This window comes from Pedococcus sp. 2YAF34 (assembly GCF_052114585.1).
Taxonomy (GTDB): Bacteria; Actinomycetota; Actinomycetes; order Actinomycetales; family Dermatophilaceae; genus Pedococcus.
Genome location: NZ_JBFRFA010000003.1, coordinates 190,386 through 206,865, shown reverse-complemented (window position 1 = coordinate 206,865; position 16,480 = coordinate 190,386). Strand labels below are relative to the sequence as shown.

The window sequence follows — 16,480 nt, the reverse complement described above, 5'->3', positions numbered from 1 at the left end:
GTACGGCGCGTGCTCACCACGCGCCGTACCCCGCCCTCCGTCGTGTGCCGGGCCCTCAGAAGAGCTGTTCGATCAGGCCGCTGTCGACGTCGTAGAGAAACCCGCCGACCTTGATCGTGTCGGGGATGAGTGGGTGGCTGCGCACGGCGGCCACGTCGGCGGCGAGGGCGGTCCGCTGGTCGGTGACGACGTGGAAGCCCTGCCACGAGGCGTCCTGCCCGGCGGACGCCCCGACGCGCTCGCGCAGCTCCTGCTCGGAGCTGCTGGCCATGGCGCATCGGGTGTGGGGGACGATGAGCACGCGCTCGACGCCGAGCAGGTGCACGCCGAGGACCAGCGCCTCGAGGGCGTTGAGCGTCACGCGGCCACCGGGGTTGCGGAAGATCTTGGCGTCACCGGGCTTGAGGCCGACGAGTCGCAACGGGTCGATGCGCGAGTCCATGCAGGTGACGATGGCGACGCCCGCATGGGCGATGCCGTCGAACCCGCCGGTGGTGAACTCGGTCTCGGCGTACCGCTGGTTGGCGGCGATCAGGTCGTCGAAACCCGTTGCCTTGGTGGATGTCTCGTTCACAGCAGGCCCGCTCTCTTCGGGATGGACATGGCCATCGGCTTGGTGGTGGACGCGAAGAAGTCGTTCCCCTTGTCGTCGACGACGATGAAGGCGGGGAAGTCCTCGACCTCGATCTTCCAGACGGCTTCCATGCCGAGCTCGGGGTACTCGAGGACCTCGACGGAGCGGATGCAGTCCTGGGCGAGGCGCGCCGCAGGACCGCCGATCGACCCGAGGTAGAAGCCGCCGTGCCTGGCGCAGGCGTCGGTGACCTGCCTGGAGCGGTTTCCCTTGGCCAGCATGACCATCGAGCCGCCGGCAGCCTGGAACTGGTCGACGTAGGAGTCCATCCGGCCGGCCGTCGTCGGGCCGAACGAGCCGCTGGCGTAACCCTCGGGCGTCTTGGCCGGGCCGGCGTAGTAGACGGCGTGGTCCTTGAGGTACTGCGGCATCCCGTCGCCGGCGTCGAGGCGCTCCTTGATCTTGGCGTGCGCGATGTCGCGGGCGACGACGAGGGGTCCACTGAGCGAGAGCCGTGTCTTCACAGGGTATTTCGCGAGCTCGGCACGGATGTCGTCCATCGGCCGGTTGAGGTCGATCCGGACGACGTCGTCCTCGCCCTCGAGGTGCTCCTCGGTCGTCTCGGGCAGGAAGCGGGCCGGGTCCTTCTCGAGGACCTCGATGAAGACACCCTCCGGCGTGATCTTGCCGAGGGCCTGCCGGTCGGCGGAGCAGGAGACTGCGATGGCCACGGGGAGCGACGCGCCGTGGCGGGGGAGCCGGACCACGCGGACGTCGTGGCAGAAGTACTTGCCGCCGAACTGCGCGCCGATGCCGAAGTTGCGCGTCAGCTCGAGCACCTGCTCCTCGAGCTCGGTGTCCCGGAAGCCGTGGGCGCTCATCGAGCCCTCGCGAGGAAGCTCGTCGAGGTACTTCGCGCTCGCGTACTTGGCTGTCTTCAGGGCGAACTCGGCACTCGTGCCGCCGATGACGATGGCCAGGTGGTAGGGCGGGCACGCCGCCGTGCCGAGCGAGCGCAGCTTCTCGTCGAGGAACGCGAGCATGCGCTCGGGGTTCAGGATCGCCTTGGTCTCCTGGTAGAGGAAGGACTTGTTGGCGCTACCGCCGCCCTTGGCCATGAAGAGGAACTTGTAGGCGTTCTCGTGGCCCTCGGCGGTGTCGGCGTAGAGCTCGATCTGCGCGGGGAGGTTGGAGCCGGTGTTCTTCTCCTCCCACGTGGTGAGGGGCGCCATCTGGGAGTAGCGCAGGTTGAGGCGGGTGTAGGCGTCGCTGACGCCACGCGCGATGGCCCGCTCGTCGGTGCCGGCGGTGAGGACGTGCTGGCCGCGCTTGCCCATGACGATCGCGGTGCCGGTGTCCTGGCACATCGGCAGGACGCCACCGGCGGCGATGTTGGCGTTCTTGAGCAGGTCGAGCGCGACGAACTTGTCGTTGTTGCTCGCCTCCGGGTCGTCGATGATCCGGCGCAGCTGGGCGAGGTGCGCGGGTCGGAGGTAGTGCGCGATGTCGTGCATGGCCGTGTCGGTCAGCAGCCGCAGCGCCTCCGGCTCCACCTGCAGGAAGGTGCGGCCGCCCGGGCCCTCGACCGTGCTCACGCCCTCGGTCGTGAGCAGGCGGTACTCGGTCTGGTCGGGCCCGATGGGCAGCAGGTCCTCGTAGGGGACCTCGGGCTCCGGGTCGAACTCCGGCATGGTGCTCCTGTTCCTCGGGTCGCCGCGGCGGGCGACTACAGCTCGTCGAGGCTGGGGGCGTAGGCCCCGGCCCTGGCGACGGTGACTCCACTCGTGGCGAGGCCGCGCTCGATGGCGGGCCCCACGTCCTCCAGTGTCGCGTCGTGCAGCCGCTGCCGTGCACCCGGGTCGCCCAGGAGGCCTGCGGCCACGAGGCCGGACACCAGTCCGGCCATGAACGAGTCGCCGGCGCCGACGGTGTCGACGACGCCCTTCACCCGCGCGCGCTCTCGGCCGGTGCGCTCCTCGGAGGCGACGCGGAAGGCGACGCCGTCGGCACCCAGGGTGACGACCGCCAGGCCGGCTCCGAGCCCCACCCACCGGGCCATGACCTGCTCCGGCGACTCGGCGGGGTACAGCAGCGCGAGGTCGTCCTCGCTGGCCTTGACCACGTCCGAGAGGGCGACCAGCTCCTCCACGCGCAGCCGTACGGCGCCGAGGTCGCCCATGATGCTCGGGCGGATGTTGGGGTCGTAGGAGACGGTGCCCTGCTCACGGACCGCGCGCAACACTGACGTGACGCTGTCGGCGCCCGGCTGCAGCACCGTCGCGATCGATCCGGTGTGCACGTGCCCGGTGCCCTGCGGGAGCGCCACCTCGGGCAGCTCCCAGTGCAGGTCGAAGTCGTAGGTCGCCGCGCCGGACTGGTCGAGCCTGGCTGCCGCCACCGACGTGGGCGAGGAGCCGAAGCTGTCGGCCAGCACGGTGACGCCATGGCGGCGCAGGTGGGCGGCGATGCGCTCGCCGCGCTCGTCGTGGCCGAGCCAGGTGGCGAAGTCGACCGGGTGGTCGAGCCGGGCGAGGCCGACCGCGACGTTGGCAGGGCTGCCGCCGACGTGCTCGGCGGACTCGCCGCTGGCGTCGGTGACGATGTCGACCAGGGCCTCGCCGACCACCAGCAGCCGGGGGTGCATCAGGCGTCCTGGGCCGAGGGGATGGCGTGGTCGAAGTCGATCGAGCTGTAGGCCCGCAGCTTGGCCAGCTGGTGGTGGCTCTCGATGAGGCGGATGGTCCCCGACTTGGAGCGCATGACCAGCGAGTGGGTCGTCACCCCGCCGGCGCGGTAGCGGACGCCCCGCAGCAGCTCGCCGTCGGTGATGCCGGTGGCGACGAAGAAGCAGTTCTCGCCCCGGACGAGGTCGTCGGTGGACAGCACGCGGTCGAGGTCGTGCCCGGCGTCGACGGCCTTCTGGCGCTCCTCGTCGTCGCGCGGCGCGAGCCGGCCCTGGATGACGCCGCCGAGGCACTTGATCGCGCAGGCGGTGATGATGCCCTCCGGGGTGCCGCCGACCCCGAGGAGCAGGTCGATGCCGGTGTCGTCACGGGCCGCCATGATGGCGCCGGCCACGTCACCGTCGGAGATGAAACGCAGCCGGGCGCCCGCGCTGCGCACCTCGGCCGCCAGCTTCTCGTGGCGCGGACGGTCGAGCATGACCACCGTGACGTCCTCGACGGTCTGGCGCTTGGCCTTGGCGACGCGGCGGATGTTCTCGGCCACGGGGAGCCGGATGTCGACCGAGTCGGCGGCCTCGGGCCCGGTGACGAGCTTGTCCATGTAGAACACGGCGGACGGGTCGTACATGCTGCCGCGGTCGGCGACGGCGAGGACGGCGACCGCGTTGGACTGGCCCTTGGCCGTGAGGGTCGTCCCGTCGATCGGGTCGACCGCGACGTCGCACTCGGGGCCGTTGCCGTCGCCTACCTCCTCGCCGTTGTAGAGCATCGGGGCGTCGTCCTTCTCGCCCTCGCCGATGACGACGACGCCCTTCATGGAGACCGTGGAGATGAGGGTGCGCATCGCCTCGACGGCGGCGCCGTCGGCGCCGTTCTTGTCGCCCCGGCCCACCCAGCGGCCACCGGCCATGGCGGCGGCCTCGGTGACGCGGACGAGCTCGAGGGCGAGGTTGCGGTCAGGCGCCTCGACGCCGACCCGCAGGGCGGAGGGAAGGTGCTGCTCGGACACTGGTTCTGATCCTTCACGCGGCGGCGGGTGAGTGCCCGCAGACTACCGGGGGCGGGGGCAGTTGGCGCCGACCGGTCTGCGTCAGGGACGATGGGCACGTGAGCACCCCGGCCCCCCGCAGTTCGTACGCCAACGGCTCCGTGGCCAACATGGTCCGTTCGCTGCTGGTGATCGGTGCGCTGGTCGCCGTCCTCGTGGCGGTCGTGCCGCGCGTCAACAACGTCAGCCAGCCGCCGGTGGACGTGACCGGGGCGTCCGTGGAGGTCGCCCGCGACAGCGGCTGGGCCATCGAGCGCCCGGAGGGCCTGCCGGACGGGTGGAAGGCCACCAGCGTCCGCTACGTCCGCTCCACCGACGGCCTCATGACCTGGCACGCCGGCTACCAGTCACCGACCGGCAACTACGTCGCGATCGAGCAGACCAAGGACGCCACCTCCGGGTGGGTGGAGGCGCAGACCAACCGGGCGGCCAGGACGGGCACGACGCAGGCCGGTGGCCGGACGTGGGACACCTACGTGCGCAACGGCAAGGTGCAGAACAGCCTGGTCAACAAGGGCGCCACGGGGCAGCTCACCACGATCGTCACCGGCACGGGCACGTTCCCCGAGCTCACGGCCTTCGCCGACAGCCTTCGCCCCGTCCCCAAGAGCTGACCGACCGGTGCGGGCTGGTTCCGCGACCGTGGCGCGCCCCTACTTCGGGTCGTCCTCGGTGAGCGCGGCCTCGGCGCCGTCCAGCCAGGTGCTGCAGTGGGCGGCCAGGGCCTCGCCCCGCTTCCACAGCCGCATGCTCTCCTCGAGGCCGACCTGGCCGCCCTCGAGCTGGGCCACGATGTCGATGAGCTCGTCGCGGGCCTGCTCGTAGGACAGCCCGGCGACGTCCGCGAAGTCGTCGGCGCCCCCGGACGCGGCGGCGGACGGCTTCTGCTCTTCCTTGGCCATGGGGAAGGAGCCTAACCGGCGTCGGCGGCCAGCCCCACGACCCGGGTCGCGAAGTCGCCGCGGGCCACGCGGACGCGCAACAGCTCGTCGGGCACGACCTCGTCCTGGTCCATGACCACGCGGCCGTCGCGGTGCTGCACCACGGCATACCCACGCTCGAGGGTGGACAGCGGGGAGAGCGTGCGCACCTGCGCCCGGAGGTGGCCGACCTGGTCGGCCGCCCGGTGCACCGACCCGAGCACCCGGCGGGTGGCGCGGTCGGTCAGGGCGTCGAGCTCGGCCCGCCGGGCGTCGATCATGGCGGCGGGGTTGGCCACCACGGGGCGCGAGCGCAGCGCGACGAGGTGGCGGCGCTCGCTGGACACGTGGGCGGCGAGGGCTCGCCGGGCGCGGGCCCGGGCCTGGCGTATGCCGTCGCGCTCGGCCTGCGCGTCCGGCACCACGCGCTTGCCGGCGTCGGTCGGGGTGGAGGCGCGCCAGTCGGCGACGTGGTCGAGCAGCGGGGTGTCGACGTCGTGGCCGATGGCCGACACCACGGGGGTCCGCGCCGCCGAGACGGCCCGCAGGAGGGCCTCGTTGCTGAAGGGGAGCAGGTCCTCGACCGACCCGCCGCCGCGGGCGATCACGATGACGTCGACCCCGTCGAGGCCGTCGAGCTCCTTCAGGGCGCCCATGACCTCCTGCACCGCCGCGGGACCTTGCACAGCGACCTCGCGGATCTCGAAACGCACCGTCGGCCAGCGGCGACGGGCGTTCTCGACGACGTCCTTCTCCGCCGCACTGGCGCGGCCGCAGACGAGCCCGACGGTGCGCGGCAGGAACGGCAGGGGGCGCTTGCGCCGGGGGTCGAACAGCCCCTCGGAGGCCAGCGTGCGCTTGAGGTGCTCCACCCGGGCGAGCAGCTCGCCGACGCCGACGGGACGGATCTGGCGGGCGTCGAGCATGAGCGAGCCGCGCTGGGTCCAGAACACCGGCTTGGCCTGCAGGACGACGCGCGCGCCCTGCGCGACCGGCACGGGCATCGCGTCGAGGGCGTTGGTCGAGATCGCCACCGACAGCGACATGTCGACGTCGGGGTCGCGCAGCGTGAGGTAGGCGGTGCGCGAACCGGGGCGGCGGGTCAGCTGCACGACCTGGCCCTCGACCCACAGCACCGACATCTTCTCGACGTACTCGGCGATCTTCATGCTGAGCAGCCGGACCGGCCAGGGCGACTCGGCAGTGGTGTCGCCGGCTCGCTCCGGGAGGTCGGGGCGCTGGTCGGGGCCGGTCACGGGCCCACTCTAGGAGGTGGAGCGTGGCCCTCCGCCGCACGACGCGGATTGGGGTGGCAGAGAGGCGCCACCTACCATGGAGGCATGACTGAGACCACCGAACGACCCACCAAGCGCGTGCTGCTGGCCGCGCCCCGCGGGTACTGCGCGGGCGTCGACCGCGCCGTGGTCACGGTCGAGAAGGCCCTCGAGCTCTACGGTGCCCCGGTCTACGTCCGCAAGGAGATCGTGCACAACAAGCACGTCGTGACCACGCTGGAGAAGCGCGGCGCGATCTTCGTCGAGGAGACCGACGACGTGCCCGAGGGCGCCACCGTCATCTTCAGTGCCCACGGGGTCGCCCCGGTGGTGCACGAGGAGGCGAAGGCGCTGAGCCTGAAGACGATCGACGCCACCTGCCCACTGGTCACCAAGGTGCACCGCGAGGCCGTCCGCTTCGCCGGCGACGACTTCGACATCCTCCTCATCGGCCACGAGGGCCACGAGGAGGTCGTCGGCACCGCAGGTGAGGCACCCGACCACATCACGCTGGTCGACGGACCGGACGACGTCCCCAACATCACCGTCCGCGACCCCGAGAAGGTCGTCTGGCTCTCGCAGACCACGCTCTCGGTCGACGAGACCATGGAGACCGTGCGGCGCCTGCGCGAGCGGTTCCCCGCGCTGCAGGACCCGCCCAGCGACGACATCTGCTACGCCACCCAGAACCGCCAGCTCGCGGTCAAGCAGATGGCTCCCGAGTGCGACCTCATGGTCGTCGTCGGCTCGCGCAACTCCTCCAACTCCGTGCGCCTCGTCGAGGTCGCCCTCGAGCACGGCTCCCGGGCAGGGCACCTCGTGGACTACGCCGACGAGATCGACGACTCGTGGCTCGACGGCGTCACCACCGTCGGTGTCACCTCCGGCGCCTCCGTGCCCGAGGTGCTCGTGCGTGACGTGCTCACCTACCTGGCCGAGCGCGGGTACGGCGAGGTCAGCCCTGTGGTGGCGGCCGAGGAGAGCCTGCTGTTCTCCCTGCCCAACGAGATCCGCCGCGACCTCAAGGCGCGTGGGCTGGGCGACAAGATGCGCCACGACGCGAGCTTCGAGGAAGCCGGCTCCCTGCACTGACCCGCTCCGCCGGGTACGGCGTGCGGCCGGTACGGCGCGGGTCCTGTCGATCCGGGGGCACCGCCGGTAGCGTCGGGACCGTGATCGACCTGGCGACGACGCGGCGGCGCGTGCTGCAGCGCCTCGTGGCCCGCAGCCCCGGCGTGGTCGACCTGTCGACGCTCGACTCGGTGCCGCGCCGGCTGCTGCGCCCCCTGCGTCGCGACGGGCTCGACCCGGTGGCGCGGCTGGGGACGACCGTGCCCGATCCGGTGCACCGCCTCGCGCACATGTTCGGGATGAACATCTGGCTGGTCTCCGGTCAGGAGGAGGGACGAGCGGTCCTCGCCGAACAGTCCCGCTTCAGCAACGACCTGCGCCCGTACGTCGGCAGCAGCAGCTCCAACGTCGGCGGCCTGGGCTTCACCGACCCCCCGGAGCACACCCGGCTGCGCTCGCTGCTCACGCCGGAGTTCACCATGCGCCGGATCAACCGGTTGGCCCCCCGCATCGAGCAGATCGTGGACGCCCAGCTCGACGAGCTGGCGGCCGCCGGCCCCGAGGCGGACCTCGTCGGCGGATTCGCCTTCCCGATCCCGTTCCTCGTGATCTGCGAGCTGCTCGGCCTGCCTCCTGAGGACCGCGAGCGGTTCCGGGCGCTCAGCCACGCCCGTTTCGACGTCTCGGCGGGGGGCGCGGGCGCCTTCGGGGCGATCTCGTCCTCGCGGAGCTTCCTGCTCGAGGCAACCCGCCGCCAGCGCGAGAGCCCGGGCGACGGCCTGCTCGGCCGGATCATCGCGGCGGTGGGCGACGAGGTCGGCGACGAGGAGATCGCCGGCCTGGCCGATGGCGTCTTCACCGGTGGCTACGAGACGACCGCGAGCATGCTGGCGCTGGGGTCGCTCGTGCTCCTGCGCGACCGGCAGCACTTCGACCTCATCCGTGACGACGACGCCTCGGTGGACCCCGTGGTCGAGGAGATGCTGCGCTACCTGTCAGTGGTGCAGATCGCGTTCCCCCGGTTCGCGCTGGAGGACCTCGACCTGTTCGGCCGCCGCATCCGCAAGGGCGACGTGGTTGTGGTCGCCCTGAGCCGCGCGGACCGCGACGGGCGCATCGGCCCCGACCTCGACCGCTTCGACCCGACCCGTCCGCCGTCGCCGCACCTGGCCTTCGGGTACGGGTTCCACCGCTGTGTGGGCGCCGAGCTGGCGCGGCTCGAGCTGCGGACAGCGTTCCCGCGACTGGTCCGCCGCTTCCCCGAGATGCGCCTGACGGTCGACCCGTCGTCACTGCACTTCCGTGACCAGTCGATCGTCTACGCGGTGGACTCCCTGCCCGTCCACCTCGGCGCCGACTCCGCCTCCAGGTCGAGCTGAGGCCTGGCGTCCTGCGCGGTGGCCGCGTCGAGGAGCTCGACGGCGGTGAGCACCCGTGGGCCCGTCTCAACAGGTCGGGGTGTGGCCAGGGTGTCCTCGACGATGTCGAGCTCGTGCATCTTGCGGGCGGTGACCAGGACCCGTGACTCCAGCGCCCCGACCAGCTGGTTGTAGGTCTCGACCGAGCGCTGCAGGGCGGTCCCCATCCGCGCGGCGTGACCCCCCAGGGTGCCGAGGCGGTCGTAGAGCTCGCGGCCGACCGTCATGAGCTCGCGCGCCCCGGCGGTGAGCGCGTCCTGCTGCCAGGTGAAGGCCACCGTGCGCAGCAGGGCCATCAGCGCACCGGGGCCGACGAGCACCACCCGACGGGCCATGGCGTCCTCGTGCAGGCTCGGGTCGGCGGCCAGGGCGGCGGAGAGCATCGCCTCGCTGGGCACGAAGCACACCACCATCTCCGGGCTGCTCTCGAACGCCGACCAGTAGTCCTTGGCCGCCAGGGCCCGCGCGTGTCCCTGCAGGGTCGTGGCGTGCTCGCGCAGCAACCGGGTGCGGTCCTCCGCGGACAGGTCGTCGGCCTGGGCCCGCAGGAACGCGACCATGGGTGCCTTGGAGTCGACCACGAGGTACTTGTCGCCGGGCAGCCGGACGACGACGTCCGGGCGCACCTGGCGGTCGTGACGGCTGACCCGGTGCACCTGCTCGTCGAAGTCGCACCGGGCGAGCAGGCCCGCGTGCTCGAGGACGCGGCGCAGCTGGACCTCCCCCCAGGCGCCCCGCACGGTCGAGGCGTTGAGGGAGCCCGCCAGGCTCTGGGTCTGGCGCCCGAGCGCCGTGGTGGACGCGTGCACCTGGGCGATGGTCTGCTCCAGTGCCGCGAACTGGTGGGTGCGGTCGCGCTCCAACGTGCCCACCTGTTGCTCGACCCGACCGAGCGCGTCGCGCAGGGGCGCCAGGGCGGCGGCGGTCTGGGCGTCGTCGGACAGGGCAGCCTCGAGGTCGACGACCCGCTCGCGCAGCAGGTCCCGCTCTGCGGCCACGCCGGCGGCACGCGCCATACCGAGCTGGTGCACGACGAACGCTGCTGCGGCGGCGCCGAGGGCGAGTCCGGCGAGGAGGGCGAGGGCGAGTTCCATGGCGAGGACCATGCCACCCCCCACCGACAGGATGGCGCAGGCGCCGCGGAGGTAGCGTGCCGGACATGCCCGACCACCTCCCCGCGCCGGAGCCCCTGCTCGTCGACGACGACCTCGTCCTGCACGGGCTCGACGACGAGACCGTGGGTGACGGCGTCGTCGCCTTCGAGGCCATCTGGCAGCACGAGCGGGTCGGTCGCGTCGAGCTGCTGCACGGCGATGCCGGCGACGCCGAGCTGATCTGGCTGTTCGTACCCGAGTACCGCGCCGTCGGCGTCGTCGAGCGGGCCCTGCGGCTCGTGCTGCGCTGGGGGTTCGACGAGCTCGGCCTGCGCCGGGTCGAGACCCGCGTCGAGGACGAGGACCGCGACGCGGTGCGCTCCGCCATGCGCGCCGGGCTGCGCAAGGAGGGTGTCAGCCGGGCCGTCACCGTCCCCGGCGGTCGCGGCGACGTCATGGTGCTCAGCGCCCTGGACGACGACGCCCCGCCGCACACGCGCGAGGGCTTCATCGCCCAGCTCAACGCCGCGCTGCCCACCAAGCGGGCCATCGCCCAGGGCGTGGTGCGGGACGCCGCTGGACGGGTGCTCCTGTGCGAGCTGGTCTACAAGAACGAGTGGGACCTTCCCGGCGGGGTGGTCGACCCCTACGAGTCGCCGGCGCAGTGCGTGGTCCGCGAGGTCCGTGAGGAGCTCGGCGTCGAGGTCGAGGTGCGCTCGCTGCTCGCCGTCAACTGGCTGCCCCCGTGGCGCGGGTGGTCCGACGCCACGGCCTTCATCTTCGACCTGGGCGTCGCGGGCGAGGAGCTCGTCACGCGGGCCACGTTGCAGCCCAGGGAGATCCGCGCGCTGCACTGGGTCGGCGAGGAGGAGCTGGAGAGCCGTGTGGCGCCGTACAACCAGCGGCTGCTTGCCTTCCTGCTCGGGCACCGGGGCCCCACGGCCTACCTCGAGGACGGCTTGCCGGCCCTGTGAGGTGAGCCCGCGCCCGGCGGCCAACCGTGCGCCGCGTGGGAACGCCCGGTAACGCATTCCTGCAGGTCAGCCGCTCGTTCGACGTGCGCGGCTCGCCACACCCCGCTACTGTCGCGACGTCATCTTGCCGGGGGAATTCGTTCGAAACACGGAGTGCACCATGACTGACTCGACCATGCCGCCGCTGTCCGCGGAGGAGCTGGCTGCCGAAGGCACCACCGCCCTCCCTGACAAGGAGGTCATCAGCCTGCTCGACCTCAATGCCGACCTCGACATCGGTCTGGACGCGGCAGCGCCCATCGACCTCGCAGTCGCGGCCAACGCCAACGTCGCGGCGCCGATCGACGCCGCGGTCGGGGCCAACGTGCTCTCGGTGGGCTCCGAGGCCCAGGCGCTCTCAGACCAGGGCGTCCTCATCGACCAGGGCATCACGGGCGAGGCGGTCGCCGAGGGCGGCCAGGACTCCACCATCGACCAGGCAGACGCAGCCCCGGCTCCGGCCGACACGGCGGCCCAGGCGCCTGCCGCGGACTCGACGGTCCCGGTCGACGGCGCCTCGTCGACCGACGCGGTGGATGCGGGCGGTTCCCTCGACGGCCCCCTGCTCAACGTCGACGTCGACCTCGCCGCGGACCTCGACCTCGCGGCTCCGATCGCCGGCGCCGTCGCAGCGAACGCGAACGTCGCGGCGCCGATCGACGCATCGGTCGCTGGAAACGTCGGCTCGATCGACTCCGACGCCGTGGCCATCTCGCAGCAGGACGCCATCATCACGCAGGACATCGACGCCGACGCCAGTGCGTCGACGGACCAGACCTCGGACATCTCCCAGTAGTCGGCGCGAGGACGCACTGACGTGACTCCCTTCGAGGGGCCTGGGGCCCCAGCCGGGCGCGAGCCTGCCCCCGAGCCAGCCGGCTCCGGGGCGGGCCTCGCACCGGGGGCCGATGACCGGACCGACGACCGGACCGCCGACCGGACCGCCGAGCCGGTCCCCGTGCGGGCCGACGGTGTCCAGCTGCTCGGTGAGGTGCCGGGGTCCGGCTACCGCGTGGCGCCGGCCCTCGTGCGCCGCGGCGACGGGCAGACGATCCAGCTGACACCCCTCCTGTACGCCGTCCTGGAACAGGTGGACGGCCGGCGCACGACGGCCCAGATCGCCGAGGCGGTCGGGGCCGCGATCGGCCGCCAGGTGCGCGCCGAGGACGTCGAGTCGCTGTGTGACTCCAAGCTCCGCACCATCGGGGTGCTCAAGAGGGTCGACGGCTCGGACCCCGAGCTGAAGCGCTCAAACCCCTTGCTGGCACTGCGGTTCCGCTACGTGGTGACGGATCCGAAGCTCACGCGGAGCATCACGGCGCCATTCGCGCTGTTGTTCGCCCCCGTGGTCGTGGCCCTGCTGGTCGTCGCGTTCCTCGCGGTGTGCGGGTGGGTCATGATGCACAAGGGTCTGGGGTCGGCGACGCACCAGGCCTTCGACCAGCCTGCGCTGCTGCTCGCCGTCTTCGCGCTGACCGTGGTGTCTGCGGGGTTCCACGAGTTCGGCCACGCTGCCGCCGCGAGGTATGGCGGCGCCACCCCAGGGGCGATGGGTACCGGGTGGTACCTGGTGTGGCCGGCCTTCTACACCGACGTCACCGACAGCTACCGTCTCGGCCGCGCCGGCCGAGTACGCACCGACCTCGGCGGTCTCTACTTCAACGCCATCGTCGCCGTCCTGATGTTCGGCGTGTGGTGGGCGACCGGGTGGGACGCCATCCTGCTCATCATCGCCACCCAGGTGCTCCAGATGGTGCGCCAGCTCGCTCCTCTGGTCCGGTTCGACGGCTACCACGTGCTCGCGGACGTCACCGGCGTCCCCGACCTCTACCACCGGATCAAGCCGACGCTGGTCTCCCTGCTGCCGAGGCACTGGAACGATCCCGAGGCCAAGGTGCTCAAGCCGTGGGCCCGCGCAGTCGTCACCACCTGGGTCCTGGTCGTCGTGCCGGTGCTGGCCTTCTCGATGGTGATGATGGTGCTCAGCTTCCCACGGGTCGCCGGCACGGCCTGGGCCTCGGTGGCACGGCAGTGGGCCCGGCTGGAGACGCAGGCCGCCGACGGGGACGTGCTCGCCGTGGTCGTCCGCGTGCTCTCGATCGTGGCCATCGCGCTGCCGGTGTTCGGGGTGGCGTTCATCGTGTCGCGCCTGGTCCGCCAGGTGGTGCTCGGCACGTGGCGCAGGACGAGTGGACACCCCGTACGGCGCACTGCCGCGGGGATCGTGGCAGCCGCTGTCGTCGCGGGCCTGGCCTGGGCCTGGTGGCCGCAACCGGGCACCTACCGGCCCGTGCAGGCGTACGAGCGGGGGACGCTGGCCGACGCGGTCCACACGACCTTCACGCGCACCGGGCTCGTGTCACCGGCCCAGCAGCGGCTGCAGGAGGGTCGGCAGGCCACCGGTCGCACGATCTGGCGCAGGGGAGCGGCACTTCCCACCGCCGATGCGCCAGTGCTCGCGGTGGTCATGGCGCCGCGGCCCGGCCAGACCGCGCCGGACGGGTCGGCACTGCCCACCTGGGTGTTCCCGTTCGACCGCCCGCTCCCTCCCGGCGAGGGTGACAACCAGGCCTTGGCCGTCAACACGACCAACGGGTCCTCCGAGTACGACGTCGCCTTCGCGCTCGTGTGGGCTGACGGCAACAGCGTCGCGAACACCAACGAGGCCTACGCCCTGGCGTCCTGCACCGACTGCCAGACGGTGGCGGTCGCCTTCCAGGTCGTCGTCATCATCGGTGACGCACACGTCGTCGTCCCCGAGAACATCGCCGCTGCCGTCAACTACAACTGCGTGCAGTGCGTGACGCAGGCCCTGGCGACCCAGCTGGTCGTCACTCTCTCCGGCCCCTTGGACGCCCGCAGCACGGCGGAGCTCAACGCGCTGTGGGCCGAGATCTCTGCCTTCGGGAACCACGTCCAGGACGTCCCGCTGAGCGAGCTCCAGGGACGGCTGGCCGACTACGAGCGCCAGATCCTCGCCATCCTGCGCAAGGACCCGGCGTGGGTCGAGCCGCGCGGCGGCGACTCGTCCACTGCGACGTCGACCACCCCCACGACCAGCTCCACGACCAGCTCCACGACCAGCTCCACGACCAACCCCACGACAGGGCCCACCACGACCGGCCAGGCCCCCTCCGGCTCGACCAGCTCCGGGGCGCAGCCTTCGCCGACCTCGGGTGGTGCCGCGTCCACCGGGACGACCCCGTCGTCGGTCTCCGGCTCAGCGAGCTCGACCGCCCCGAGCGCGTCCAGCACCTCGGGAAGCCCCACGACCTCGACGGCCGGCGCGAGCTCCTCGTCGGCGCCGGTCCCTGGCGAGGAGGTGGCGTCGACCACCTCTGCGCCGTGACTCGCCCCGTCGCGGCATACGCTCTCGTCCCGAGAGTCGGTGCGGTGCAGTGAGGACGTGAGGACGAGCGATGGACGCGCAGCTCAGCGAGTTCGACGAGGGTTCGGCGGTTTCGGCGCGTGCTAGTGAGTCGGGGGTCTATGACGCCGCCCTCGGCGAGGGGTGGCGCATCGGGGGAGGCGTCAACGGGGGCCTGCTGCTCTCGGTCGTCGGCCGTGCCCTCTCGCAGGAGCTCGGCAAGGCGGAGGGCGACCGACCGGCGCACCCGCACCCGCTGGCCATCAGCGCCTACTACCTGACGCCCGGCGTGCCCGGCCCTGCGACGGTGCGGACGTCGGTCCTGCGCCGCGGCCGGGCGGTCTCCAACGGGCAGGCCTCGCTCGTGCAGCCCGACGAGGCGGGCGGCGAGGTCGAGCGCCTCCGGGTGCTCGCGACGTACGGCGACCTCGCCACGATGGACGCGGACGCGAGCACCACCGCGGTGCCACCGGAGCTGCCGCCCGTGGACCGCTGCGTCTCGGCCGCGCAGGCGCCGCCGCAGTTCCTCAAGCACGCCTCTCTCCTCGAGCGCCTGGACCTGCGCCTCGACCCGGCCACGACCGGCTGGGCCATGGGCAAGCCGTCGGGCAACGGCGTGATCCGCGGGTGGCTGCGCATGGCCGACGACCGCGAGCCGGACCCGCTGCTGCTCCTGCTCGCCGTCGACGCCCTGCCGCCGGTAGCCTTCGAGCTCGGGCTGCCCGGCTGGGCGCCAACGCTCGAGCTGACGGCCCACGTGCGGGCCCGTCCGGCGCCCGGCTGGCTGCGCGTCGTCCTCACCAGCCGCACCATGTCGGGCGGTTACCTCGAGGAGGACGCCGAGGTCTGGGACAGCGAGGGCAGGCTGGTCGCGCTCTCCCGTCAGCTGGCGAGGGCCGCGACACCGCGACGGTAGACTCTCGGCCTTGTGGCTCTCACTATCGGAATCGTCGGCCTGCCCAACGTGGGCAAGTCCACGATGTTCAACGCCCTGACCAAGAACAACGTGCTCGCGGCGAACTACCCGTTCGCCACCATCGAGCCCAACGTCGGGGTCGTCCCCCTGCCGGATGCCCGCCTCGGCAAGCTCGCGGAGATCTTCTCGTCGGAGAAGATCCTGCCCGCCACGGTGTCGTTCGTGGACATCGCGGGCATCGTCCGCGGCGCCTCCGAGGGGGAGGGGCTGGGCAACAAGTTCCTCGCCAACATCCGTGAGGCGGACGCGATCTGCCAGGTCGTCCGCGCCTTCGAGGACGGCGACGTCGTCCACGTCGACGGCAAGGTCTCACCCGCGTCCGACATCGAGACCATCCACACCGAGCTCATCCTCGCCGACCTGCAGACCCTCGAGAAGGCCGTGCCGCGCCTCGAGAAGGAGTCGCGGATCAAGAAGGAGAGCAAGCCGCTGCTCGACAACGCGGTCGCCGCCCAGAAGGTGCTCGAGGAGGGCAAGACCCTGTATGCCGCGGGCGCGGCCGCCGGTGTCGACCTCGCCGAGGCGAAGCAGCTGGGCCTGCTGACCACCAAGCCGTTCATCTACGTGTTCAACCTCGACGAGGACCAGCTCGGCGACGCCGAGCTCCACGCCTCGCTGCGCGCCCTGGTGGAGCCCGCCGACGCGGTGTTCCTCAACGCCAAGCTCGAGATGGACCTCATGGACATGGAGGCCGACGAGGCGATGGAGCTGCTCGAGTCGTTCGGGGCCACCGAGTCCGGTCTCGACCAGCTCGCCCGCACCGGGTTCCACACCCTCGGCCTGCAGACCTACCTCACCGCAGGTCCCAAGGAGTCCCGCGCGTGGACCATCGGCCGCGGCTGGACCGCGCCGCAGGCCGCCGGCGTCATCCACACCGACTTCCAGCGCGGGTTCATCAAGGCCGAGATCGTCTCCTTCGACGACCTCGTCGAGGCCGGCTCGATGGTTGCCGCGAAGGCCGCCGGCAAGGTCCGCATCGAGGGCAAGGACTACGTCATGGCCGACGGCGACGTGGTGGAGTTCCGCTTCAACGTGTAAACC

The 16,480-nt window shown here is 72.0% G+C and carries 15 protein-coding genes; 8 read left to right on the top strand and 7 right to left on the bottom strand.

Annotation, left to right across the window (positions count from 1 at the left end):
- Positions 1 to 55: 55 nt before the first annotated feature.
- Genes AB4Z02_RS03370 through glpX form a run of 4 tightly spaced genes read right to left on the bottom strand, consistent with a single transcriptional unit; the run spans position 56 to position 4,267 of the window.
- A complete protein-coding gene (locus tag AB4Z02_RS03370) occupies positions 56 to 574 on the bottom strand; it encodes a carbonic anhydrase (protein WP_441969293.1) in 519 nt (172 codons plus the stop codon).
- On the bottom strand, positions 571 to 2,265 hold the full coding sequence (locus AB4Z02_RS03365; protein ID WP_441969291.1) for a fumarate hydratase: 1,695 nt from the start codon (positions 2,263 to 2,265) through the stop codon (positions 571 to 573). Before AB4Z02_RS03365 ends, AB4Z02_RS03370 begins: the two co-directional genes overlap by 4 nt.
- 35 nt (positions 2,266 to 2,300) lie before the next feature.
- Positions 2,301 to 3,218 carry a PfkB family carbohydrate kinase gene (locus AB4Z02_RS03360; RefSeq protein ID WP_441969289.1) on the bottom strand — a complete coding sequence of 306 codons (918 nt, stop codon included), beginning with the start codon at positions 3,216 to 3,218 and terminating at the stop codon, positions 2,301 to 2,303.
- Entirely contained in the window at positions 3,218 to 4,267 is a 1,050-nt protein-coding gene (gene glpX, locus AB4Z02_RS03355; RefSeq protein ID WP_056883333.1) for a class II fructose-bisphosphatase, read from the bottom strand. Before glpX ends, AB4Z02_RS03360 begins: the two co-directional genes overlap by 1 nt.
- Positions 4,268 to 4,365: 98 nt before the next feature.
- Here glpX and AB4Z02_RS03350 point away from each other — a divergent pair, with 98 nt between their 5' ends.
- A complete protein-coding gene (locus AB4Z02_RS03350; RefSeq protein WP_056883334.1) occupies positions 4,366 to 4,920 on the top strand; it encodes a DUF4245 domain-containing protein in 555 nt (184 codons plus the stop codon).
- Between the two features lie 39 nt (positions 4,921 to 4,959).
- Here the strand turns inward: AB4Z02_RS03350 and AB4Z02_RS03345 are convergent, their stop codons facing one another.
- Together AB4Z02_RS03345 and xseA are read right to left on the bottom strand one after the other, a co-directional pair.
- Positions 4,960 to 5,208 (bottom strand): exodeoxyribonuclease VII small subunit, encoded by a 249-nt coding sequence (locus tag AB4Z02_RS03345; RefSeq protein WP_441969286.1) that lies wholly within the window; start codon positions 5,206 to 5,208, stop codon positions 4,960 to 4,962.
- Positions 5,209 to 5,219: 11 nt separating this feature from the next.
- Positions 5,220 to 6,482, bottom strand: coding sequence for an exodeoxyribonuclease VII large subunit (gene xseA / locus AB4Z02_RS03340; protein ID WP_056883336.1), 1,263 nt, complete (start codon positions 6,480 to 6,482; stop codon positions 5,220 to 5,222).
- Positions 6,483 to 6,566: 84 nt separating this feature from the next.
- On the opposite strand from xseA, the gene AB4Z02_RS03335 reads away from it, so the two are divergent.
- Together AB4Z02_RS03335 and AB4Z02_RS03330 are read left to right on the top strand one after the other, a co-directional pair.
- Positions 6,567 to 7,592, top strand: a complete 1,026-nt coding sequence (locus AB4Z02_RS03335) for a 4-hydroxy-3-methylbut-2-enyl diphosphate reductase (RefSeq protein WP_441969284.1) — start codon at positions 6,567 to 6,569, stop codon at positions 7,590 to 7,592.
- Between the two features lie 80 nt (positions 7,593 to 7,672).
- Positions 7,673 to 8,950 (top strand): cytochrome P450, encoded by a 1,278-nt coding sequence (locus AB4Z02_RS03330; protein ID WP_441969282.1) that lies wholly within the window; start codon positions 7,673 to 7,675, stop codon positions 8,948 to 8,950.
- Here AB4Z02_RS03330 and AB4Z02_RS03325 read toward each other — a convergent pair.
- A complete protein-coding gene (locus tag AB4Z02_RS03325; RefSeq protein WP_056884070.1) occupies positions 8,890 to 10,083 on the bottom strand; it encodes a DNA recombination protein RmuC in 1,194 nt (397 codons plus the stop codon). The genes AB4Z02_RS03330 and AB4Z02_RS03325 overlap by 61 nt on opposite strands.
- A 65-nt stretch (positions 10,084 to 10,148) precedes the next feature.
- Between AB4Z02_RS03325 and AB4Z02_RS03320 the strand changes: the two genes are divergently transcribed.
- The 5 genes from AB4Z02_RS03320 to ychF all read left to right on the top strand — a co-directional run bounded on the left by AB4Z02_RS03320 (position 10,149) and on the right by ychF (position 16,477).
- Positions 10,149 to 11,057 (top strand): NUDIX hydrolase, encoded by a 909-nt coding sequence (locus AB4Z02_RS03320; RefSeq protein ID WP_441969279.1) that lies wholly within the window; start codon positions 10,149 to 10,151, stop codon positions 11,055 to 11,057.
- Between the two features lie 160 nt (positions 11,058 to 11,217).
- Positions 11,218 to 11,892 (top strand): hypothetical protein, encoded by a 675-nt coding sequence (locus AB4Z02_RS03315; RefSeq protein ID WP_056883338.1) that lies wholly within the window; start codon positions 11,218 to 11,220, stop codon positions 11,890 to 11,892.
- A 21-nt stretch (positions 11,893 to 11,913) separates the two neighbouring features.
- A complete protein-coding gene (locus AB4Z02_RS03310; RefSeq protein ID WP_441969276.1) occupies positions 11,914 to 14,445 on the top strand; it encodes a hypothetical protein in 2,532 nt (843 codons plus the stop codon).
- Positions 14,446 to 14,515: 70 nt separating this feature from the next.
- Positions 14,516 to 15,379: a thioesterase family protein gene (locus AB4Z02_RS03305; protein ID WP_056883339.1), complete on the top strand. Its 864-nt coding sequence runs from the start codon at positions 14,516 to 14,518 to the stop codon at positions 15,377 to 15,379.
- 12 nt (positions 15,380 to 15,391) lie between these two features.
- The gene (ychF, locus tag AB4Z02_RS03300) at positions 15,392 to 16,477 is read left to right on the top strand and encodes a redox-regulated ATPase YchF (protein WP_441969274.1); all 1,086 of its coding nucleotides are present in this window, start codon (positions 15,392 to 15,394) and stop codon (positions 16,475 to 16,477) included.
- The last annotated feature ends 3 nt before the right edge of the window (positions 16,478 to 16,480 follow it).